This is a genomic window from Sphingopyxis sp. 2PD (assembly GCF_005503695.1).
Classification (GTDB): Bacteria; Pseudomonadota; Alphaproteobacteria; order Sphingomonadales; family Sphingomonadaceae; genus Sphingopyxis.
Window position 1 is genome coordinate 321,462 of sequence record NZ_SCMU01000003.1, and the last position, 21,804, is coordinate 343,265.

The 21,804-nt window shown below is 64.0% G+C and carries 18 protein-coding genes and 1 tRNA gene; 3 read left to right on the forward strand and 16 right to left on the reverse strand.

Translation table 11 applies throughout. The features are described 5' to 3' along the window. Positions 1-22 precede the first annotated feature (22 nt). Complete coding sequence (locus FFS18_RS05215) at positions 23-2,380, reverse strand: TonB-dependent receptor (protein WP_171005233.1); 2,358 nt, start codon at positions 2,378-2,380, stop codon at positions 23-25. Between the two features lie 288 nt (positions 2,381-2,668). Between FFS18_RS05215 and FFS18_RS05220 the strand changes: the two genes are divergently transcribed. After that, the gene (locus FFS18_RS05220) at positions 2,669-3,691 is read left to right on the forward strand and encodes a TonB-dependent receptor (protein ID WP_249340307.1); all 1,023 of its coding nucleotides are present in this window, start codon (positions 2,669-2,671) and stop codon (positions 3,689-3,691) included. Positions 3,692-3,787: 96 nt separating this feature from the next. On the opposite strand, the gene istB is transcribed toward FFS18_RS05220, so the two are convergent. The 15 genes from istB to FFS18_RS05295 form a co-directional block, all read right to left on the reverse strand. Further along, entirely contained in the window at positions 3,788-4,516 is a 729-nt protein-coding gene (gene istB / locus FFS18_RS05225) for an IS21-like element helper ATPase IstB (protein ID WP_031304487.1), read from the reverse strand. Beyond that, positions 4,503-6,017, reverse strand: coding sequence for an IS21 family transposase (istA, locus tag FFS18_RS05230; protein WP_137870029.1), 1,515 nt, complete (start codon positions 6,015-6,017; stop codon positions 4,503-4,505). The genes istB and istA overlap by 14 nt, the downstream gene beginning before the upstream one ends. Positions 6,018-6,134: 117 nt before the next feature. Next, complete coding sequence (locus FFS18_RS05235; protein WP_249340308.1) at positions 6,135-7,520, reverse strand: tyrosine-type recombinase/integrase; 1,386 nt, start codon at positions 7,518-7,520, stop codon at positions 6,135-6,137. Positions 7,521-7,649: 129 nt separating this feature from the next. Next, positions 7,650-7,726 (reverse strand) — tRNA-Met (locus FFS18_RS05240). Between the two features lie 61 nt (positions 7,727-7,787). Beyond that, positions 7,788-8,273, reverse strand: coding sequence for a 2'-5' RNA ligase family protein (locus FFS18_RS05245; RefSeq protein ID WP_137870030.1), 486 nt, complete (start codon positions 8,271-8,273; stop codon positions 7,788-7,790). An 86-nt stretch (positions 8,274-8,359) separates the two neighbouring features. Further along, a complete protein-coding gene (locus FFS18_RS05250) occupies positions 8,360-8,920 on the reverse strand; it encodes a peroxiredoxin (RefSeq protein WP_137870031.1) in 561 nt (186 codons plus the stop codon). 104 nt (positions 8,921-9,024) lie between these two features. After that, positions 9,025-9,777, reverse strand: a complete 753-nt coding sequence (locus tag FFS18_RS05255) for an alpha/beta fold hydrolase (RefSeq protein ID WP_137870032.1) — start codon at positions 9,775-9,777, stop codon at positions 9,025-9,027. 4 nt (positions 9,778-9,781) lie between these two features. Continuing rightward, the gene (locus tag FFS18_RS05260; RefSeq protein WP_137870033.1) at positions 9,782-10,918 is read right to left on the reverse strand and encodes a Kelch repeat-containing protein; all 1,137 of its coding nucleotides are present in this window, start codon (positions 10,916-10,918) and stop codon (positions 9,782-9,784) included. 103 nt (positions 10,919-11,021) lie between these two features. Continuing rightward, positions 11,022-11,963 (reverse strand): endolytic transglycosylase MltG, encoded by a 942-nt coding sequence (gene mltG, locus FFS18_RS05265; protein ID WP_120215921.1) that lies wholly within the window; start codon positions 11,961-11,963, stop codon positions 11,022-11,024. 290 nt (positions 11,964-12,253) lie between these two features. Next, the gene (gene fabF / locus FFS18_RS05270; RefSeq protein ID WP_120218123.1) at positions 12,254-13,513 is read right to left on the reverse strand and encodes a beta-ketoacyl-ACP synthase II; all 1,260 of its coding nucleotides are present in this window, start codon (positions 13,511-13,513) and stop codon (positions 12,254-12,256) included. 184 nt (positions 13,514-13,697) lie between these two features. Beyond that, complete coding sequence (locus FFS18_RS05275) at positions 13,698-13,934, reverse strand: acyl carrier protein (RefSeq protein ID WP_003039428.1); 237 nt, start codon at positions 13,932-13,934, stop codon at positions 13,698-13,700. Positions 13,935-13,978: 44 nt separating this feature from the next. Beyond that, positions 13,979-15,151: a serine hydrolase domain-containing protein gene (locus FFS18_RS05280; RefSeq protein WP_137870034.1), complete on the reverse strand. Its 1,173-nt coding sequence runs from the start codon at positions 15,149-15,151 to the stop codon at positions 13,979-13,981. A 31-nt stretch (positions 15,152-15,182) separates the two neighbouring features. Next, complete coding sequence (locus FFS18_RS05285) at positions 15,183-16,946, reverse strand: tetratricopeptide repeat protein (protein WP_137870035.1); 1,764 nt, start codon at positions 16,944-16,946, stop codon at positions 15,183-15,185. Positions 16,947-17,496: 550 nt separating this feature from the next. Next, positions 17,497-17,895 carry a VOC family protein gene (locus FFS18_RS05290; protein ID WP_137870036.1) on the reverse strand — a complete coding sequence of 133 codons (399 nt, stop codon included), beginning with the start codon at positions 17,893-17,895 and terminating at the stop codon, positions 17,497-17,499. A gap of 93 nt (positions 17,896-17,988) precedes the next feature. After that, the gene (locus FFS18_RS05295) at positions 17,989-18,501 is read right to left on the reverse strand and encodes a DUF3617 domain-containing protein (protein WP_171005234.1); all 513 of its coding nucleotides are present in this window, start codon (positions 18,499-18,501) and stop codon (positions 17,989-17,991) included. Between the two features lie 88 nt (positions 18,502-18,589). Here FFS18_RS05295 and uvrB point away from each other — a divergent pair, with 88 nt between their 5' ends. Next, entirely contained in the window at positions 18,590-20,776 is a 2,187-nt protein-coding gene (uvrB, locus tag FFS18_RS05300) for an excinuclease ABC subunit UvrB (RefSeq protein WP_137870038.1), read from the forward strand. Between the two features lie 7 nt (positions 20,777-20,783). Next, complete coding sequence (locus FFS18_RS05305) at positions 20,784-21,752, forward strand: Gfo/Idh/MocA family protein (protein ID WP_137870039.1); 969 nt, start codon at positions 20,784-20,786, stop codon at positions 21,750-21,752. Positions 21,753-21,804 lie beyond the last annotated feature (52 nt).

Here is a 21,804-nt window from a genome sequence, read left to right on the forward strand (position 1 = left end):
ACGAACCACCCTCGCCCCGCGGTCAGAAGCGATAGCTCAAGTTCGCGCCAAAGGTTCGCGGTTCTCCGGCAAACCGCACGGCCCCATCGCCGGCGGACGCCACCGAGTTCCAGTAATATTCGTTGGTGAGGTTGCGCCCATAAAGTGCGAGGCGCCATCCATCGTCCGATTCGATGCCAATGCGGGCGTCGAACAGGGTATAGGCGGGTAACCTCGAATAGGCAGCTTCGCCAAGATCAGCGAAAGTCCGGGCGCGATAGGTCACCGATCCACCGATAAAAGGACGGATCGAGCCGCTGCTCGGAACGCTGTATTCCGCGTCGAGATTGGCTGACCACGGCGGCGCATAGTTGAATTCCCGCCCCGACGCGATCAACGGACGTCCCGCGAAGTCGACGTTCACATAATCCTTGACCTCGGTCTTGATATAAGTGGCGCCACCAGTGATGCGCAGCCCTTCGACCGGCTCCGCCGTTATATCAAACTCGAGACCATCCACCGTCGACTTGGGGATGTTGACCAAAGTTGCCGTAACAAGCGCTCCACCGAGGACGGGAAGGAACGTGAAAAACTGCTTGTCGACGTAATCATAGTGGAACGCCGCCATGTTCAGTTGGACTCGATTGTCGGCCAAGGTCAACTTTGTCCCGACTTCATAGGACGTCAGCTTTTCCTGACCCACCGGCTGAATAGCCGAATCGAAGAGATTGACGATGACCGGGTAAGTGCCAGCCTTGAAACCCCGACTGACCGAAGCATAGAGCAACACATCGTCGCTGGGCTTGTAATTGACCGCTCCGCGCCAAGCGAGGTTGTTTTCTTTTTGCGTTTGGTCGGCTAACACTGGCAGGAAAGTCGGATTCGGCCCGGAATCGTCGATGGTGATGCAACCCCCGCTAACATAGGCGGCCGCTAGGGCTGGATTGATCCCGCTCACGATAAACTGGGGAATTCCGCGAATGCCGGGCGTCCCGCCGCGATCGAACGTACAACCGAATATCGATTGCTCGGTATCGGTGTATCGGGCGCCGGCCGTTAGGGTCAGGCCGGGAGTCACTTCGACATCGATGCTGCCGAAAACCGCTTTTGCCTTTTGCGTCAGGTCATAGCGCCATTCGGCGGGAGAATTCGGCGGAAACCCCGAATAAGCGGCATAATTGTTGAACACGCCTTCGGTAATGTCGTCATCGCCGTAGCTGCCACCGATAACAAAGTTGACTCCCGCCGAGGGGAAAGCGCCGCTCAACCGGATTTCTTGATTGATCGATTGGATGTCGGCAAACGCAAGTCCCTGTTGCGTGTTGACGGCGGTGCCATCCTGATCGTGCGGCGAGCGAAAGCGCGTCTCGACATAGTTGGTGATCGACGTCAGAGAAAGTTCGTCAGTCAATTCATAGTCGCCGCGAAGCACAGCTTGATAGGTGTGGCTATCGGCCCGCGTATCGAACCCTTGGTCGAAGTCGGCATCGCGCGCATCGTCCGGCAGGTTGTTTGCATAATCGAGGAACGCCGGAGGAGCTCCAGCCGGAACGGCCGGCAGAATAAGAAACGCCTGCGCCTGCTGCTGTTCGCTACGGTCGCGCGACGCGTTGAGGTTGACGGAAATCGTCAGTCGTTCGGTTGGCGTCCAGTCGAGCAGCAGCCGTCCAGCCAACTTGTTCTGGCTGCCATTTTTCTGATCATTGAGAAAATAGCCGCGCTGCCAACCGCCGCCTTGGCTGGTTTGCACCGCCAATCGCCCCCGAAGCGTGTCAGACAGGGGGCCGCTGACGAAGCCCTCAGCATTGACTTCACCCCAATGGTTGGCATCGAGGCGGAAACCCGCCGACAGGTCAGCGGTCGGCTTCGCTGCGATTACGTTGATCGACCCGCCTGTCGCGTTCTGGCCAAACAGGGTTCCCTGCGGCCCCTTTAGCACTTCCACCCGCTCGATATCGAGGAAGAGTCCCTGGCCCATGATCGGATAGGGAAGCGCCGCCTCATCGACGTAGGTGCTTACGGTCGGCGGTGCAGACGCTTGGAACGAGTTGAAGTTGACGCCGCGGAGAGAGAAGACCGGTGGCCCGAAGACGCTGGTCGACGCGGTGAAGCCTGGCACGATAGCCCCAAGATCGGCAGCATCGGTTATGCCGGCGTTCTGGATCTGCTCGCCGGAGGCTACGGACACCGACAGTCCCACATCGTTCAGGCGTTGCTCGCGCTTCTGCGCAGTGACAACAATTTCGCCGATCCCGACCGTTTCGGGCGCTCCGCCCTCGGTCCGCTCCTGAGCCGGCGCGACATCGCCACTTGTACCTTGAGCATAAGCCGGCACGAAAACCGCGATGGGCGCGCCAGCCAGCGCCACGGCGGCCACAGACGCTTTGAATTGTGCTTTCACTTTAGGTCTCCTCCCTCGGTCGATTTTTGTTTCTTTATTTGTTGCCCGTTCCAATAGACGACCCTGGGCCGTCGCGCTGTCCCCTCAAACAGTGACTGCGCCTTCGCACGAGCCGAAGATGGCCAAAAACCCCGCTCTTCTAGCCATGAGCAGGCCTCAACGGCGGCGCGCGGGTTAGTTGCTCGCGGTGTCGGCGAACGCCGATCGGCCACCAGATGCAGTTCCTCCCTTTGGGCAATTCTGTACCAGCAAGGGTGACAGAAACACCGAAGCAGCTGCGCCATAAGCATGCCCGACTCCGTGCGACCGGCTGCGACCCGACAAGGTTCGGTCCGAGAACAAGCCCGGGGCGAAAACATAGCACGCACGAAATGTGCCTTGGGGAGATCGATGATGAAAAAAGGTTCGCCTAACAGGTCGATATTGCTGGCAAGCGCGGCGCTTTTGGCGGCCATGCCGCAAATGGCCATCGCGCAGGATGCGAGCGCGAGTGACACCAGCGATACATCTGCGGAACGCGGGATCGCCGAGATCGTCGTCACGGCGCAAAAGCGAGAGCAGCAATTGAGCGACGTGCCGGTCTCGATCACCGCGGCATCGGGGGAGCAGCTCGAGAAAGCCGGCGTGAATGACGTATCGGACCTGCCGAAACTCGTAGCGGGACTGACTTACACACCCAGCCTCAATTCTTCGCCCATCCTCACCCTGCGCGGGATCGGTTTCAACGAATATACCCTTGGCGCGAGCCCGACCGTCAGCGTTTATGTCGATCAGGTCCCCCTTCCCTTTCTGCCGATGACCCGGGGCACGACGTTCGATCTTGAGCGGGTCGAGGTCCTCAAGGGCCCCCAAGGCATCCTGTTCGGGCAAAACTCGACCGGTGGCGCGATCAACTATATTGCCGCCAAGCCCACTTCGACGTTCCAGGCCGGCGTCGATGCGTCCTACGGACGCTTCGACGAGGTCAATGCCGGGGGTTATATTTCTGGGCCGCTCAGCGACACGCTTTCGGCCCGCCTTGCGGTTCGCACGCTTCAGTCGGGAGACTGGCAACAGAATTTCACGCGCGACGACACCCAAGGTTCGCAGGATCTTCTGGAAGGTCGCTTCCTGCTGAACTGGGAGCCTTCGACGCGGACCCAGATTATGCTGAGCGTGAGCGGATGGCGTGACAAATCGGACACGCCGGGCGCCCAGCTGACGGGGTTCCGCCTCCAGACTCCGACCAATGTCAAACGGCGTTCAAAAGGGACCCCCGATCGGCGTCGAAGAGGGACCCCCTTTTCGGATAATATGATGCTGGTTTGTTGAAGATGACCTTGCGCTGCGTGCGGCGGAGGGCGGGCGTAGCCCGACCGGAGGCGCGCGCAGCGCAAGATAGATTTTTGAAGGCGCCGAAGGTGGCTGTCAGCTGCGGTTTTTGAAGCGCCAGCTGTCGTTGCCCGTCTCGACGATATCGCAGTGGTGGGTGACGCGGTCGAGCAGCGCCGTGGTCATCTTGGGATCGCCGAACACGGTCGGCCATTCGCCGAAGGCGAGGTTCGTGGTGATGATGACGCTGGTCCGCTCATAAAGCTTGCTGATGAGGTGGAACAGCAACTGCCCTCCCGAGCGGGCGAACGGCAGATAACCGAGCTCGTCGAGCACGATCAGGTCGAGCCGCGACAGCTGCGCCGCCAGGGTCCCGCCTTTGCCGATCCGGGTCTCCTCTTCGAGGCGTGTCACCAGATCGACGGTGTTGAAGTAGCGGGCGCGAGCGCCCCTTCGCACGACATTGGCGGTGATCGCGATGGCGAGGTGGGTCTTGCCTGTCCCCGTGCCGCCGACCAGCACGATATTGCGGCGAGGCGGGAGGAAGGAGCCATCGTGAAGGGAGCGGATCATCTCCTCATTGATCGGTGTGCCCTCGAAGCTGAACCGCTCCAGGTCCTTCACCACGGGCAGCCTCGCAGCCGTCATCCGATAGCGGATGGAGGCTGCATCCCGGTGGGTCGCCTCAGCACGGAGCAGGTCGGTCAGTATCTCCATGGTGGTGCGCTTGCGCTGGAGGCCGGTGGTGACCGCCTCGTCGAACGCCGCCGCCATGCCCTTGAGTCCGAGGCCGCGCATCGTGTCGATCATATCATGCCGCTGCATCATAGCCTCGCAGCAGATCATAGCGGGCACAGTCGGCGAGCGGAGGATGCTGCAGCATCCGGTCTTCCGAAGTGACGATGCTGTGGGGTGTCGCCGGCTCGCGGCGCCGGGAGAGGATGTTGAGGATCAGCTCGTCGCTGGCCGTTCCGTTCGCCAACGCTTCGCGCACGGCAGCCTCTACCGGCTCCAGGCCATCGGTGAGCACCGCCGAGAGGACCCGCACGAACCTGCGATCGGCCTCGTCCCCGGTGCCGAGCCTTCGCCGTAATCGGTGCAGGGCGGGCGGCAGATCCCAGTCCTGGAACGGTGCGCCGTTACGCAGCGCGCCGGGCTTGTGCGCGAGGACCGGCAGATAATGCCAGGGATCGTATATCGTGCGGTTCCGACCGAAGTGGCGCTCATGCTCCCCGACGATCGCATCGCCGCAGCGTATGACGATGCGATCGGCATAGGAGCGCACCTGAACGGTCCGGCGTGCGGCCGTCGACATGACCGAGTAGCGGTTGCGATCGAAGCTGATGAGGCAGGTGCCGGTGACGGCATGCTCGCTCTCATGGAAGCCGTCGAACGGTGCCAGGATCGGCTGCAGGGCCGGTCGCTCCATATCCAGCGCCTCGGCGACGGTAATATCCCCGCGTTCGGGATGGGCATGATGCTCGGCCCAGCGCCGGCACTCGGCCTCCAGCCACCCGTTGAGCTCGGCCAGGCTGGCGAACCGGAGTCGCGGCTGGAAGAAGCGGCCTCGGATCGTCTGGACCTGCTGCTCGACCTGGCCCTTCTCCCATCCCGCCGCCGGCGAGCAGGCGGTCGGCTCGACCATGTAATGATCGGTCATGATCAGGAAGCGGCGGTTGAACACACGCTCCTTGCCGGTGAACACGGCCGTCACCGCCGTCTTCATATTATCGTAGATACCGCGTCGCGGCACACCGCCGAAGAACGCGAACGCCCGGGCATGGGCATCGAACAGCATCTCCTGGCCCTCGCGCGGATAGGCCCGGACATAGGGTGCGCGCGAGTCGCAGAGACGCATATGCGCCACCTTCACCCGCATCGGCTTGCCGGCGATCTCCACATCCTCGTGGCTCCAGTCGAACTGGTAGGCCTCGCCGGGCTGGAAGGTCATCGGGATAAACGCCGGTGCGCCTTCGCCCGCATCCTTCCGCCGCGCAGCACGCCAGCGCGCCGCATAGCGGCGCACCGCATCATAAGGCCCTTCGAACCCCTCGCGCACCAGCAGGTCATGGATACGCGTCATCCGTAGCCGATCGCGGCGGCCGCGACCTTCGTTCTCCTCAAGCAGCGCATCGAGACGATCCTGATAAGGACCGATCCGCGGCAGCGGCTGGACTTTGCGCTGATAGTTGAACGCCGCCTCCGGCGACCGGATCGCTTTGCGGACGACCTCCCGCGACAAACGAAGGTCACGAGCGATCGCCTTGATCGCCTTACCCGCTGCATGCTCACGCCGAATCCGAACCACTGTCTCCACGATCAACATCCCGTTCTCGCCAACTGATCAAAACCAGTCGGCCGACTAAATCCCCGGGATGAAGGGGTCCTTTTTGCACGCCGATCACCCCACGAAGGGGGTGCCTATTGCACGCTGATCCTCAGCTTATGCCAACATGCGCGCCGCCGAGTTGATGGTGCACGAGGCGGCGCGCCTCGCTCCGGCTCCCTTGGCCCGCAATATGGGCATTGCAGCCGCGCGCCGGACAATATCCTTTTTCGGGCGCGCCTCGACAATGCGGGGGCCGTCCAGTAATTCGTCGGCCCAATCCTGAAGCATCCGCCTTCGCGGCGTGAGATAAAGAGCGCTGTTGTAGGCACCGCGAACCTCGTCCTCATCTTCATGGGCAAGCGCCATCTCGATCCAGTCGGGACGATAGCATTCGGCTTCGTTGGCCCAGGTCGATCCGAGCCCTCGAAAACCATGGATGGTCTGCTTGCCGAGGTAGCCCATGCGGTAGCAGGCGTAGATCATCGTATTGGCTGAAATCGGCTTGTTCGGCTTCTCGCCGGGGAAGACGAAGCGATCGTTCGACGCACTTCGGCGGCGCAGCAATATCTCGACAACCTGGGAGGAGAGCGGCACCAGATGCTCGCGCTCCATCTTCATCCGTTCGGCAGAAAGCCGCCAGAGAGGATTCTCGCCCTCAAGATCCTCAAACTCGTCCCACTCGGAAAAACGCGTTTCGCTTGTCCGGACCCAGGTCAGCAAAGTGAACAGCATGGCATCGCGCGTCGTTTCGCGCCGACGACTATCCGCCTCGCCGTCATAATTCTGGATCGCGCTCACAAGTCCGGGCAGCTCGGCGAGCGAGACCTTCGCCATATGCCTTACTTTAGGCTTGGGCTTGAGCGCATCGTTGAGGCTGATCGTCGGATCGGTCGTCGCCCAGCCGCTTGCGATCGCGAACCGAAACACCTGCCCGATGCCTTGCTTCACGCGGCGGCTGATATCCAGCGCACCGCGCGCCTCGACGAGACGTACGACCTCGAGGACTTCCGGCGCGGTGATCGACTTGATGTCGCGCTTGCCAAGCGCCGGAAAGACGTCGCGCTCCATGCGGCTCATGACCCGGGCGGCGTGCGCCTCATCAAGTTCCGCGACGCGATTCGCATGCCATGCCCGCGCGACCGGCTCGAAAAGTTCGAGCGGTGCCTGAAGCCGCTTCTTAGCCTTTTTTTCCTCGCCGGGATCGATGCCTTTGGCGAGCAACGCCTTGGCGTCGGTGCGCATCTGCCGCGCGGCAGCCGCCGAAACCGCGGGATATTTGCCGAGGCTGAGCGTCTTTTCCTTGCCATCGAAGGCGTATTTGAGGCGCCAGAGCTTCGATCCGCCGGGGCGGACGAGCACGTACAGCCCCTCGCCATCGAAGAGTTTATAGTCGCGTGCGCGGCGCACCGCATATTTGATTTCGAGGTCTTTGAGAGCCATCCGGGGTATCGCCTGTTTCGTGGACAGGCAAAAAATGCCCCGTTCCGGCCCCGGAATCAAATCGCTGCAGGCGGATTCAGACGGTCGCGAACGGACGCAATCGGCCCGCAGAGGACGCCAGAAATATTTGATTTTATTGCGAAAAAAGACATCGGCGGACGATGACGGACTTTTGTGGATTTTGGGTCTTGGTAGCGGAGGAGGGACTCGAACCCCCGACACGCGGATTATGATTCCGCTGCTCTAACCAGCTGAGCTACTCCGCCCCAAGGGGCCGCCGCGACGGGCGAGCAGCGCCTATAGGCAGGCCGTCGCCGCGGGTCAATATCATGTGCGAGCCCCGCGAAAATTCCGTGCGAAAGCCGCTTCCCAGGGGCCGCCGCGATAATGGTGCGCGGCGAGGCCGGTGATCGCCAGCGGGCGCGGCACGAAATCGGCGGCGAGTTCGGTCAACAGCGCGCGCGCGTCGCTGGGCGCGACCTTGTTCTGGACGGTGATGTGGAGGCGCGGCGTCCCCTGGTCCTGTGCGGTCAGCATGCCGGTGAAATGATCGGCGATCCGCGCCCGGATCGCCAGCAGGTCGGGGCTGTCGATGCGATAGGCGACGCCTTTGCCGAGCGAATAGAGCTCGCGCAGCCGCGCCGCGGGTGGCGGGGTGTCGGCGGCAATCCGGCGGATCAGGCCGTCAAGCTCGCCCAGCGCCGATGGCGGCAACTGATGAAACAGCGTGATGTGCGCGCCAAGATAGTTGCGCTCGGGCGGAAAATGCGCCGCGCGCAGATGGTCAAAATATCGCTGGTCGGCCGCACCCATCGTCGCGGTAACGATGATGGGTGCGGCGCCAGCAGCCCGGATGGGAGGGGGGATGGCCGGGCCGCTCAAGCGTATACCAGCGTCGGTTATGCCGCCTGCGACAGCTTGCCCTGATAGGGGTTCGCCTTCACCCATTCGAGCGCCTTTTCGGGGGTCGATTCGACATAGGGGTCGCTGTCGGTGCCAACGTCATTGATGCCGGGTTCGACGAACATCTGGACCACGACGCCGTCATCCACGATCGCGGTGTAACGCCAGCTGCGCATGCCGAAACCGACATGGTCCTTGTTGATCAGCATGCCCATGCGGCGCGTGAACGCGCCCGAGCCGTCGGGAACCATCTTCACATTCTGAACGCCGAGGCTCTTGCCCCAGTTGTACATGACGAAGGCGTCGTTGACGCTGATGCAATGGATGTCGGTGACGCCTTCGGCGATGAAATCGCCATAGAGGCGCTCGAAGCCCGGGCACTGCTCGTTCGAGCAGGTCGGGGTGTAGGCGCCGGGCAGGCCGAACAGGATGTGGCGGCCGGTGCCGAACGCTTCGCCGGTGTTGACGTCCTGCCAGCGGAACGGGTTCGGGCCGTCGACGGCCTCGTCGCGGACGCGCGCCTTGAGGGTCACGGCGGGAACGGGCTGATTGATCATGGGAGAGAATCCTTTCTGTGGGGATTTTTGTGCGGCGCACCAAGAGCAGACCGGCGCGCCCAGGTCAAATCGAGTGCGCCGCTTTCGTTGATCGACCCAACCGATCAGAGTGTTGACCAGAAGCGATGCAGCGCCGCGGCGACCTCGGCGGGCCGTTCGGCGATCGCCCAATGCCCTGCCCCCTCGATGACCGTCAGCGGCGTGCCGGTGTTCGCGGCGTAGCGCTGCGCCACCGCGAGTTCGACATAGGGGTCGCCCGCGCCCCAGATCAACGCGCCGTTTGCGGGCAATTTTCCGATGTCACGCGCCCAGTCATGTTCGAAACTCAGCCCTTTGGCCGATCGATAGAGCTTCAGGATGGCGCGGCGCTTGTCCTTGTTCCGCCACTGTTCGGCCTCTTCGGCGGCGATGTCGGCGGGCATGCCCTGTGCGGCCAGTCCCTCGGCGAGCTTGTCGGCCTTGCTCAGCGCCATGAAGATCTCGCCAAGGATCGGCGTGTTCCAGATGCGCGCGATCCGGTGACCACGATAGTCGGGATCGATTACCGCATTCGACACCGCCCAGCTGCGGAGAAGGTCGGGGCGCAGCATCGCGACGCGCTGCGCGATCAGCGCGCCCCAGTCATGCCCGACGATGTCGATCGGCCCGTGCGCCGCGTACAGCGCCTCGGCCTGTCCCACCGCCCAGTCGGCATAGGCTTCCTTGGTGGCAGGAAAACCCGCGGGCAGCGGCGCGGTGAAGCCGGGCAGCGCGGGTACCGCGACCGGCGTATCGCCCAGGTCGAGCTGGCCGAGCAGCGGGCGCCAGATCGCGGGACTGTCGGGGACACCGTGGAGGAACAGCTTGGCAGTCGTCATCGGGTTACCCCTTCGGCAAATGGACAATCCAGCTCTGGTCGGTCGGCTCGATCCGTCCCTCGCGATAGCCGCCCGCAAGCAGCGCGGTGCGCGCATCGGCGCGGACCAGCGTCATATAATTCCACTGCCCGCCAAGGTCATAGTCGAGGCGCGTACCGACCCCGCGCGCGACGTCGAAAATCTCCGGCGCCGCGTCGCCCGCCGCGACAAGCACGCGGTCGCCGGGGAGCAGCAGCAGCCCGTCGGCAATCTTGAATCGCGGATCGGCGAGGTTTCCTGCGGGGACAAAGCGCCCCGCCGCGACATCGAACCGCTCGACCGAGCGCAGCTTGCCGCCATAGTCGCGAATGTCCGATCCGCCGACGATCAGTACGTCGCCATTCGCCAGCCGCACCGCGCCATGCTTGTAGCGTTGCTGCGCCATGGCACCCGCGGGGGTGAAGCGCCCGGTGGCGGGATCGAACAGCTCGGCGCTGGCGAGCGCGCGGCGCGGTTCGCGGTCGGGGCGTCCGCCTCCGGCGACCAGCACCCGCCCATCGGCAAGCAAGGTTCCCGTCGCCCCGCTCCGCGCGGCGGCAAGCGGGCCTGTCGCGGTCATCCGACCCGTCGCGGGGTCGAAGATTTCGGCGTCGGCGCGCGCATCGCGCCCGTCATAGCCCCCCGCGATCAGGATGCGGCCATCGGCGAGCGGCACGACGGTCGGGGCGTTGCGCGGCCCCGTCATCGCCGGTCCAGCCACCGACTTGCCCGTCGCGGGGTCGAATATCTCGGTGGCCCCGCTCACCCGCCCATCGACCCAGCCGCCGAGGATCAGCACCTTGCCATCCGGCAGCGCCGCCGCCGAGGGCTGGATGCGCGGCGCGAGCAGCCGCCCCGTCGCGATTACCCGCATGTCCGGCGCGGCGATGATGTCGACCGTCGCGCTCGCCGGCCCCGCTTCGCAGCCCGACCTGACGCAGCCGCCGATCGCGAGCAGCCTGCCCTCGCCCGCCGCGACCAGCTGGTGCGTCGCGCGCGGCGCGCCGAGCCCCGGTCCCGGTTCGATGCGGACGTTGGTCGAAGTCTCCTCAGCCGCACCGCCGCCGCTCATGCACGCGGCGAGCGCCAACGTGACGGCAGACAATCCCAACAATCGACGCATCGGCATCTCTCCCCCCGCGTCGCCCCCGCGAAGGCGGGGGCCGCTATCGGTGTATCACAAGCTTGCTCGCGGCCCCCGCCTTCGCGGGGGCGACGGCCGACTCCTACTCCATCTCCCCGCGTTCGCGGCGGAGCGCATACCATTTCTGCACATTGGCATTATGTTCGGACAGCGTGCGCGCAAAGATATGCCCGCCGTCGCCCTTGGCAACGAAGAAGAGATAATCGTTCGCTTCGGGATCGAGCACCGCCGCGATCGACGCCTTGCCGGGGTTGGCGATCGGCCCCTGCGGCAGCCCCGCCATGCTGTAGGTATTATACCCGTTCACCGCCTGGATCTCGGACCGCAATATCCGCCGACCGAGCGGCTTTCCCTTGGTGATCGGATAGATGATCGTCGGATCGGCTTGCAGCCGCATGCCGACCGCCAACCGGTTGGTATAGACCCCCGCGACGGTGCGTCGCTCGGCGGGAACGCCGGTTTCCTTTTCGACGATCGAGGCGAGCGTCAGCGCTTCATTGCGGTTCTTAACCGCGGTGCGCGGCGTCCGTTTGGTCCACAGCTCGGCGAACGCCTTGTCCATCGCCGCCTGCATCCGCTTCACCACCGCGGCGCGGCTTTCGCCGGTTGTGAAGGCATAGCTGTCAGGCAAGATGCTGCCCTCGGCGGGCACCGGGATTTCGCCCTTCAGCCGCTTTTCGGCCATCAGCCGTTCCCACACCATGATCGACGGCATGCCCTCGGGGATCATCACCAGCCGCTGGATCGTCTTGCCCGACTGAAACAGAGCGAGGATGTCGCCCGCGTCCATCCCCTTTTCGATTTTATATTCGCCGGGCTTGATCGGATCGTCGCCGCCAAAGAAGCGCGCCTCGTTGCGAAAGCTCGACGCCGAGACGATGCCGGCGTCCTCGAGGATCTGCCCCGCCTTCGCGATGCTCGCGCCCGCCGGGATCACAACCTCGGCATCCTTCGGCGCGCCGCCCGAGCAGGCGGCGAGGAGGAGGGCCAAAATGGCGATCGTCAGCCAGCGGAACGGATGCACTTCATTCTCCCGTCGGTCGTAGGGTGCCTAAAGCCACAAGAGCCCCGCAGGTGCAGCGGCCTTTTGTGTCTTTTGTGGCTTCAAGCAAAGCCTCGGCAAGCACCAGAATGCTAGAGCATGGCCGCACAATGTAGGAAAGGGATTTTGTTCCTCCCTGTGGCGAGGCCATGGGGAGGTGGACCGCTCGCGAAGCGAGTGGTGGAGGGGCGGCGACGTCAGCGCTAAAGCCCGTCCGTCAGCGCTGCGCGCTGCCACCTCCCCACGGCTTCGCCGCAGGGAGGATCGGGTGATCAATCCACCGCCTTGACGATCACGCTCGCGTTGGTGCCGCCAAAGCCGAAGCTGTTGTTGAGCGCCGCCTTCACCGGGCGTTTTTTGGCCGTGTGCGGGACGAGGTCGACGCCGTCGGTGCCTTCGTCGGGGTTGTCGAGGTTGAGCGTCGGCGGGACGATCTGGTCGCGGATCGCGAGGATGCAGAAAATCGTCTCGACCGCGCCGGCGCCGCCGAGCAAATGGCCGATCGCCGATTTGGTCGAGCTCATCGACACATCGCCGATCGCGTTGCCGAACAGCCGCTTGACCGCGCCAAGCTCGATCGTGTCGGCCATCGTCGAGGTGCCATGCGCGTTGATATAATCGATGTCCGACGGGGTCATGCCGGCCTTTTTGAGCGCCATTTCCATCGAACGATAGGCACCCGATCCTTCGGGGTGCGGCGCGGTAACGTGATAGGCATCGCCCGACAGGCCGTAACCGACAACTTCGGCGTAAATCTTCGCGCCGCGCGCCTTGGCATGCTCATATTCCTCGAGCACGACGACGCCCGCGCCTTCGCCCATCACGAACCCGTCGCGGTCCTTGTCATAGGGACGGCTCGCCTGTTCGGGGCGGTCGTTATAGCTCATGTTGAGCGCGCGCGCTTGCGCGAAACCTGCGATGCCGATCGGGCAGATCGTCGCCTCGGCGCCGCCCGCGAGCATGATGTCGGCGTCGTCGTCGCGGATCATCCGCGCCGCGTCGCCGATCGAATGCGCGCCGGTCGAACAGGCGGTGACGACGGCATGGTTCGGACCCTGCAAGCCATATTTGATGCTGACCTGCCCCGAAATCAGGTTGATCAGGCGGCCGTGGACGAAGTGCGGCGACACGCGCCCCGGACCTTTTTCGGCAAGCAGCAGGCTTTCGCTTTCGATCCCCGGCAGGCCGCCGATGCCCGACCCGATCGAGCAACCGGCGCGCAACTTCATCGCGTCGGTCATGTCCTCAAGCCCCGCGTCCTCGATCGCCTGGCCCGCGGCGTCGATGCCATAGATGATAAACGGGTCGACCTGACGCTGCACCTTGTGATCGACGCGCTTGCCGGGGTCGAAACCATATTCATGGTCCGGCCCCTTGACCTCGCACGCGATCGTGCATTTCTGGTCGGCGGTGTCGAAGTGGGTGATCTGACCCGCACCCGATTTGCCCGCGATCAGATTTTTCCAGCTTGTTTCGACATCGCCGCCCAGCGGCGTCACCAAACCCAAACCCGTCACCACAACCCGGCGCATAATCATTCCTTTCGTCGGCTCCTGCCCCGGCAGGTGCCAGCATCAAATCTGTTGCCGCGCTTCTAACGAGCGTTGGGCCATAAAAAAAGCTTCCCGGCCCCTGCACGCAAGCGCTCGGGACCGGGAAGCCGGAAACGCGTGGGCAGCGTCGCCGCCGCGTCCGGCGATGCCGGACCGGGCCGCTTTAGCCCTTGTTCGCTTCGATATAGTCGATCGCATCCTTGACGGTGGCGATCTTTTCCGCCGCATCGTCGGGAATTTCGACGCCGAATTCTTCTTCAAATGCCATCACCAGTTCGACGATGTCGAGGCTGTCGGCGCCCAGATCGTCGATGAAGCTCGCTTCCTCGGTGACCTTGTCGGCTTCGACGCCCAGATGTTCGACGACGATCTTCTTAACCTTTTCGGCCGAATCGCTCATGCGCTATTCCTTTTCTGACTAAGCCGTGAATGTTGGAAATTGCCCTAGTGTCCGTCGGCGGGGCTGGCAAGAGGGCTGGTAGCGACCAGTTCCTCCTCCGCCGCGCTATAGGCCGAACGCCTCCCCTTCTGTCCGTTCGGCACCTGCGTCACGAAATAGGCGGTGCCATTGCCCGCTTCAAGATCGTACCAGAGCCCCGAACGCAATCCATAGGCGTCGCCCGAATGGCCGAGCCGCCGCCGCCCGTCGCCGAACAGGTTATCGCGGCACCCCGGCCCGGTCGCCGCGCCGGTCCCGTTACTGTGCATCGCCGCGCCATATTCGCAGAAAAACCCGCCCGTCCCCTCACCCGTCGCCGGGCGGACCGGTGCCATCGCTTCGAGGCGCGCAAGGCTCGCCGGAGTCAGAAAATCCTCGCCGCGGCGCAGCAGCATGACCCCGATCCGCGCCAATCCATTGGCCGATATGCGCAGCCCGCCCTGCGGGCTGAACCCGGCGCCGTGGCGCGCAAGCCGGTAGGTTTCAAGGTCGCAGCTACCGTCGCTTGCCGGAACGACCGGACAGGCGGGACGGATGCCCTTCATGTCGTCGCGCACGGCTGAACCGTCGGGGCCATACAGCACGACGGCGCGCGCGACCGCGGCGTCGCTGCACGTCGGCCAGTTGAAACAGGCGTCGATGCCGAGCGGGCGCAGCACCAGCCGCGCCATCGCGCGGTCAAAACGCTCGCCTGTCGCGCCCTCGATCGCGGCGGCGACGACGGGATAGTTGAGGTTGGCATAGACGAAATCGCCGCCCGGCGGGCGCGGTGCGTCCCATGCCGCCGGGTCTTGCAGCGCCTTTTCGAGATCGGCACCCAGTGGCAGCGCATAATCGACATTGTCGGCCAGCCCCGCCCGGTGGCCGAGCAAGTGGATCAGCGTGATCGGCTGGTCGGGATAAGCGGGATGGCGCAGCCGCCAGCCCAGATAGTCGGAAACGTCGCGATCGACGTCAAGGCGCCCTTGCTCGACCAGACGCAGCACACCGAGCGCAACGACCAGTTTCGATACCGACGCGATGCGGACCGGATCATCCGCGGTCAGCGGACGCTGGCTCGCGCGATCGGCCTGCCCGAGGACGACGCGCGTCGCGATCCTTCCGTCGCGATCGAAATCGACCGCAACCGCGGCGGGCGCCGACGGCGCAGAGGCGAGCAAGGCGAATGCGAGCAGCATCGGCCCGTTGTGCTTGGCGGTTTTCAGTGCGTCAAGACACGGGCCGGAGAGGAACGACGCCGGATTCGCGCAAGGCCGCCGATGCCCGCTGGATCACGACCGGCGTGATCATGAAGCGGCCGAGCACCGCTTCGGGGGCGGCGTCTTCGGGTTGCCGCGTGTAAGCCAGCAAACGGCGCCAATGCGCCTGCGCCGCCGTGACGTCGCCTTGCCGCGCGGTGACGATCGCGCGGACCATCAGATATTGCGGCTCCATATTGCTTGGCGATGGCATCTGGTCGAGCACGGTCAGCGCTTCGGCCTGTTCGCCGCGCTGCGACAGGATGAAGGCCAAGGTCACCGCGGGGACGCCCGGATAGCTGTCGTCGAGCGCCAGCGACCGACGGAGCAATATTTCTCCCTCGCCTGCCTGGCCGCAGGCGATTTTGAACAGCCCCAGAAAGCCCGAGATGTCAGGATCGAACGGGTTGAGCCGGCGCGCGGCGTCGCCCATCGTGTTGCCGCCCGAACAATTGCCGACATAGAAATTCGCCCGCGCCATGGCAAAAAGCCCCGCCGACGAATTGGGACTGGCTTCATAGGCCTCGAGCGCGAGTGCTTGCGCTTCGGCAAAGGCCGCGCGTCCCGCGGGGGTCGCCCGTTGCGGCTGCCAGTCGCCAAAGCGCAGCAGCGACAGCGCGGCGAGCGCAACCGGGTCGCGGTCGTCCCGCTTCAGCGTCGCGCGCAGGCAGGCATCGACCTGCTTCGCGCCCGACGGATTGCGCATCTGGCGCAACCGGTTGAACTGCGCGAGACACGGAAAGCCGGGGGCAAAATTGTCCGGCTGGCGCTGGATCTGATCGCGGACGATGACGCCATAATCGCCCGCAATCTGGGCGATCAGCGGTTCCATCGACACAAATTGCGGCGTGTCGGGGTCGGCCACGCGGATTCGCTGCGACCATATGGCGCGTTGATCGGCGACGCGGTTCAGCACCAGCGTCACTTCCGCATTGCCCTCAAAGTCGCGGACCAGCGACGTGTCGAGCCGATAGTCGGCGGTGCGCGGCGCCGTCCCCCCGGGCGCCTGGGCACTCAGCAGATCGACCAGATCGAACCGCCGCAGACCGTCGCGCAGCTTGCCGTCGAGCGCGCGCGCCAGCGCCCGCGAAGGCGCGGTGCTGCCCGCGACGGGCTCGCTCACATCGAGCAATGGCATCGGCTGGGCATCGCTGACGAACAATCGCTCCGGTCCGCTGCGCAGCGACCACAAGGCAAAGATCGCGAGCGCCAGCAGGACGAGCGCCACGACCCAGCGGCCATAGCGCGGCCCGTCGGCAGGCTGCGAACGGCCGGGCGCGCCCGGCTGAAGCGGCGCCCCCGCCGCGTCGGCGCTCGTGGCGGCCTTGACGTCATCCTCGCTCCCCGGCTCGTCGATCGAACGCGAGGGCGGCGCGACGCGGTACTGGACGACGACCTCGTAGCTCCCCTGCGGCACCCGCAAACGATGTATCCAGGGGGTTTCGGCATAGTAGCGGTCGAGCAGGCTGCGCAGGCGTCCGACCATGACGCGCGGATAGCTGTCGACCGCAGGGTCGAAATCTTCGCTGCGCCCCAGCGCCTCGGTCGCGATCGCATAGGCCTTCGGCGAACTGCGCCCGCCGCGCAGCCGATGTTCGACCAGAAACTGCAGCAAGCGCGTCAGTACCGGCGACCGCACGAACATCGGGGATTCGAGCAAACGCTCCAATTCTTCCGCGATAATCCGGTCGGTGTCCCCGGTACCCTGAGTATCGTTCGCTTTCGCGTGGTCCATGCTACCCTCAATTGCCCCCGACGGGCGGTGCGGGTGATACGCCAATCAAGTCGCGCGACCAGTCCTTGTTACTTCCACGTAACGGTAACAGGAAGGCCCACCGCCATATCAGAAGAACGATGAGCCGCCAATCTGGAACGATGAAATTCGAAACAAGGTGAATAAAGGGTTATCAAATGGCGACATCCGCACGTGTGACCCCTTGTAACTGCCGCACTTTCGCAATTCTGTCATTCTTTCAACGTCGCGGTTTTCCTACAAGGTCGCGATGTTGAGGCTGACAGGCGAAGAATGCGAGCTGGTCCCTGGCGTTCTTCAGACCCCCTTCGGCCTCAGTTCAAGACTTCGCCGGATGCATGGCAGCCCCACCTGTCACGCGTCCGGCAAGTCGATCGCGGACCGGCGGCGGCGCCTCAGGCGTTGCACGAGCGCGGCGCGCTCGGCGACATTGGCGCCCGCCGACACGCCGACCGCGAGCGCGGCCGTAGCGATTTCGCGAACAAACCGATCAACAATGGTGCTGATCGGCGGTCAAGCCATCCGGCCAAACTTAGGCCGGCCCGATCCGAAACGCACAGAGCTTGTTGCCGTCAAGGTCGCGGAAATAGGCGGCGTAAAAGGCCTGATCGCCGTCGTCGCCGCGCACGCCCGGGGTTCCTTCGCACGTCCCGCCCAGTTGCAACGCCTTCGCGTGGAGCGCATCGACCTTGGCGCGCTCATCGACGACGATCGCCGCCATATGTCCGTTGCCCGCATGCATGGGCTGGCCATCATAGGGCCGCGTCACCGCGATCCCCGGCTGCCCCCAGCTCGTCGCGTAGAGCGTAAAGCCATTGTCTTCATCCGACATCCGCATCAATTCGCTGGCGCCGATCGTCCCGAGCAGCGCGGCGTAAAAGTCGCGCGCGCGATCGATGTCGTCGGTTCCCATCGTCACATAACCCAGCATTCCCGGACTCCTTATTCAGCATCGACACGATATGGACATGACAAGGGCGTCAGCTCTGCTGACGCCCCGATCGATTGGCAATTACCTCGCAGATCAAGTCGTTGCCGGAGCCTTGCACGGTCCGGTGTGGGTGCTGGTCATCTGCATGACCATTTCCATGTCACCGCCAGTCGGCACCTTGCCCTTGGTCGTGATCGTCACGTCCGATTTCTTGGCTTCCATCGTGCCGTTCATCGCCATGTCAACGGTCTGGCCATTGGCGGTGCAGGTGCCGGCAATGTCGATCTTGCCGCCCGCAATGTCCTTTTTCGACCATTTGCATTCGCCGCCATTGCCCGGACCCTTGGCGAGTTCGGCGGCGATGTCTTCCTTGTCGACCTGCTCCTGGGTGAAGCACTGGTCCATGCCGCTGGCGCCTTCCATCATCCTCGCCATGCCCTCTTTCATTTCGGGCGGCATGCCAGGAACTTCGAACTTCACCAGCTTCACGTCGGTTTTCCAGTTGCCCGCCTCGCGCTTCACAGCGCCGCCGGCATTTTCGCTTTTGCCGCAGCCCGCGACCGCCAGGAGCGTGCCGAGAGCCGCAATCGTCAAAATCTTTTTCATACCCTGTCTCCTGTGACTTGCCGCTGCCTGCTCTGTGGCGGACTCATTGCGATTGTGGACCCGCCCCATCGATACCATATTGGCGGCAATGGCAATTCAGATTCGTACATCGCTCGATGAAATCGACACGGCGGAGGGCTATGTCCCGCACCGTCCCGCGCGCCCCGACAAGGTCGAAGGGGGCAAAAGATTTGAACTGGTTAGTGATTATGAACCGGCCGGCGACCAGCCCACCGCGATCCGCGAACTCGTCGATACCGCGCTTACCGGCGAACGCGATCAGGTGCTGCTGGGCGTCACCGGGTCGGGCAAGACCTTCACCATGGCGAAGGTCATCGACGAATTGCAGCGCCCCGCGCTGATCCTCGCCCCGAACAAGATCCTGGCGGCGCAGCTTTACGGCGAGTTCAAGAGCTTTTTCCCGAACAACGCGGTCGAATATTTCGTCAGCTATTACGACTATTACCAGCCCGAGGCCTATGTGCCGCGGTCCGACACCTATATCGAGAAGGAAAGCAGCGTAAACGAGGCGATCGACCGGATGCGCCATTCGGCCACGCGCGCGCTGCTCGAACGCGACGATGTGATCATCGTCGCATCGGTGTCGTGCCTGTATGGCATCGGTTCGGTCGAAACCTATTCGGCGATGATCTTTGACCTCAAGAAAGGTCAGGTCGCCGACAATCGCGAGATCATCCGCAAGCTCGTCGCGCTCCAGTACAAGCGCAACGACCAGGCGTTCGCGCGCGGCAATTTCCGCGTGCGCGGAGACTCTCTCGAAATCTTCCCCTCGCATTATGAAGATATGGCGTGGCGGATCAGCTTCTTCGGCGACGAGATCGAGGAGATCACCGAATTCGACCCGCTCACCGGCAAGAAGATCGCGACCCTCAACTATGTCCGCGTATTTGCGAACAGCCACTATGTCACGCCGGGCCCGACGCTCAAACAGGCGAGCGAGGCGATCCGCCACGAACTCGCCGAGCGGCTCAAAGAGCTGGAAGCCGAAGGCCGCCTGCTCGAAGCGCAGCGACTCGAACAGCGCACCAACTTCGACCTCGAAATGATCGCCGCGACGGGCAGTTGCGCGGGCATCGAAAATTACAGTCGCTTTCTGACCGGCCGCCTCCCCGGCGAGCCGCCGCCGACCTTGTTCGAATATCTCCCCGACAACGCCCTGCTCTTCGTCGATGAAAGCCACCAGACGATCCCGCAGATCGGCGCGATGTCAAAGGGCGACCATCGCCGCAAGATCACCCTCGCCGAATATGGCTTCCGCCTGCCGAGCTGCATCGACAACCGCCCGCTGCGCTTCGCCGAATGGGATATGATGCGCCCGCAGACGGTGAGCGTGTCGGCAACCCCCGGGACATGGGAGATGGACCGCACGCAGGGTGTGTTCGCCGAACAGGTGATCCGCCCCACCGGGCTGATCGACCCGCCGGTCGAGATCAAGCCGGTCGAGGAACAGGTCGACGATTTGATCGCCGAGGCGAAGAAAACCGCTGCCGCAGGCTACCGCACCCTCGTCACCACGCTGACCAAGCGCATGGCCGAGGATTTGACCGAATTCCTGCACGAAGCCGGGCTCAAGGTCCGCTACATGCATTCGGACGTCGAAACGCTCGAACGCATCGAGATCATCCGTGACTTGAGGCTCGGGGTGTTCGACGTGCTCGTCGGCATCAACCTGCTGCGCGAAGGGCTCGACATTCCCGAATGCGGGCTCGTCGCGATCCTCGACGCCGACAAGGAAGGGTTTCTGCGCAGCGAAACCAGCCTCGTCCAGACGATCGGCCGCGCGGCGCGCAACGTCGACGGCCGCGTCATCCTCTACGCCGACCGCATCACCGGCAGCATGGAACGCGCGATGCGCGAAACCGACCGCCGCCGCGAAAAACAGAAAGCGTATAACGAAGCCCACGGCATCACCCCGACGACGATCAAGCGCAACATCGGCGACATCATCGCGCATGTCGCGTCGAAGGACGGCGTGACGATCGACATCGGCGACGACAAGCCCGCGCACATGGTCGGGCACAATCTGCGCGCCTATATTGCCGAGCTCGAAAAGAAGATGCGCGACGCGGCAGCAGACCTGGAGTTCGAGGAAGCCGGCCGCCTCCGCGACGAAATCCGCAAGCTCGAGGCCGACGAACTGGGGCTCCCCCCGGATGAGCAGGTTGCACCGCGCGTCGGCCGCTCGAACGAGGGCAAACCGGGGACGCGCAAGGGGCGATTCGGGAAACAGAGCAAGACGAAGTGGGGGCGGTGACCGCCCGATGACGATGATCCGCTGGGGCATGATCGGTTGCGGCAGCGTGACCGGGCGCAAGAGCGGCCCCGCCTACCAGCAGGTCGAGGGTTTCGCGCTGCACGGCGTGTTCAACCGCACGCTGGCGAAAGCGGAATATTATGCCGCGCGCCATGGCGTGCCGCATGTTTTCGCCAGTGCCGAGGCGCTGATCCATTCGCCCGAAATCGACGCCGTCTATATCGCGACGCCGCCTGACAGCCACGAAGCCTATGCGCTTGCCGTCGCCCGCGCGGGCAAGCCGTGCTGTATCGAAAAGCCGATGGCGCCCGATCACGCCGCCTGCGTTCGCATCCGCGATGCCTTCACCGCACAGGGCGTGCCGCTGTTCATCGCCTATTATCGGCGCTCGCTCCCCCGCTTTCGGCAGGTCCGCGCGTGGCTCGACGACGGCGAAATCGGCGCGGTGCGGCACGTCCACTGGACGCTGACCAAGGCCGCCAGCCCCGCCGACCTTGCCGGGGACAACTGGCGCGTCGACGCGGCAGTCGCCCCCGGCGGCTATTTCGACGACCTCGCAAGCCACGGCCTCGACCTTTTCTGCTGGCTGTTCGGCGAAGTGACCGACGTCGCGGGTTTTGCGATCAACCAGCAGGGCCGCTACAGCGCGGCGGACGCGGTGACGGGGTGCTGGCTACACGGCGGCGGCGTCACCGGTTCGGGCAGCTGGAACTTCGGCGCCGCAGACCGGCAGGACCGCGTCGAAATCACGGGCAGCACGGGTCGCATCACCTTCTCGATCTTCGACGAAGAACCGCTGCGGCTGGTCCGCGGCGACGAAATGGTCGAACGCGTCATCGAACACCCGCCGACGGTGCAATATTTCCACGTCGAAGCGATGCGCGACCACCTCACCAGAGGAACCCCGCATCCCTCGACGGGCGAAAGCGGCGCGCACACCGCCTGGGTGATGGACCGGATATTGTTACGGCGGTGATCGCGCGATATCCCTTCGACCAAAGTCCCTTTGTAACCGACAAGTAACCTTG

Bases quoted from the DNA above. Each gene is read 5' to 3' on its own strand.
- FFS18_RS05220 (WP_249340307.1), top strand. From the start codon at position 2,669: ATGCCCGACTCCGTGCGACCGGCTGCGACCCGACAAGGTTCGGTCCGA.
- istB (WP_031304487.1), bottom strand. From the start codon at position 4,516: ATGCAGCGGCATGATATGATCGACACGATGCGCGGCCTCGGACTCAAG.
- istA (WP_137870029.1), bottom strand. From the start codon at position 6,017: ATGTTGATCGTGGAGACAGTGGTTCGGATTCGGCGTGAGCATGCAGCG.
- FFS18_RS05245 (WP_137870030.1), bottom strand. From the start codon at position 8,273: ATGGGTGCGGCCGACCAGCGATATTTTGACCATCTGCGCGCGGCGCAT.
- FFS18_RS05250 (WP_137870031.1), bottom strand. From the start codon at position 8,920: ATGATCAATCAGCCCGTTCCCGCCGTGACCCTCAAGGCGCGCGTCCGC.
- FFS18_RS05255 (WP_137870032.1), bottom strand. From the start codon at position 9,777: ATGACGACTGCCAAGCTGTTCCTCCACGGTGTCCCCGACAGTCCCGCG.
- FFS18_RS05260 (WP_137870033.1), bottom strand. From the start codon at position 10,918: ATGCGTCGATTGTTGGGATTGTCTGCCGTCACGTTGGCGCTCGCCGCG.
- fabF (WP_120218123.1), bottom strand. From the start codon at position 13,513: ATGCGCCGGGTTGTGGTGACGGGTTTGGGTTTGGTGACGCCGCTGGGC.
- FFS18_RS05275 (WP_003039428.1), bottom strand. From the start codon at position 13,934: ATGAGCGATTCGGCCGAAAAGGTTAAGAAGATCGTCGTCGAACATCTG.
- FFS18_RS05280 (WP_137870034.1), bottom strand. From the start codon at position 15,151: ATGCTGCTCGCATTCGCCTTGCTCGCCTCTGCGCCGTCGGCGCCCGCC.
- FFS18_RS05285 (WP_137870035.1), bottom strand. From the start codon at position 16,946: ATGGACCACGCGAAAGCGAACGATACTCAGGGTACCGGGGACACCGAC.
- FFS18_RS05290 (WP_137870036.1), bottom strand. From the start codon at position 17,895: ATGCTGGGTTATGTGACGATGGGAACCGACGACATCGATCGCGCGCGC.
- FFS18_RS05295 (WP_171005234.1), bottom strand. From the start codon at position 18,501: ATGAAAAAGATTTTGACGATTGCGGCTCTCGGCACGCTCCTGGCGGTC.
- uvrB (WP_137870038.1), top strand. From the start codon at position 18,590: ATGGCAATTCAGATTCGTACATCGCTCGATGAAATCGACACGGCGGAG.
- FFS18_RS05305 (WP_137870039.1), top strand. From the start codon at position 20,784: ATGACGATGATCCGCTGGGGCATGATCGGTTGCGGCAGCGTGACCGGG.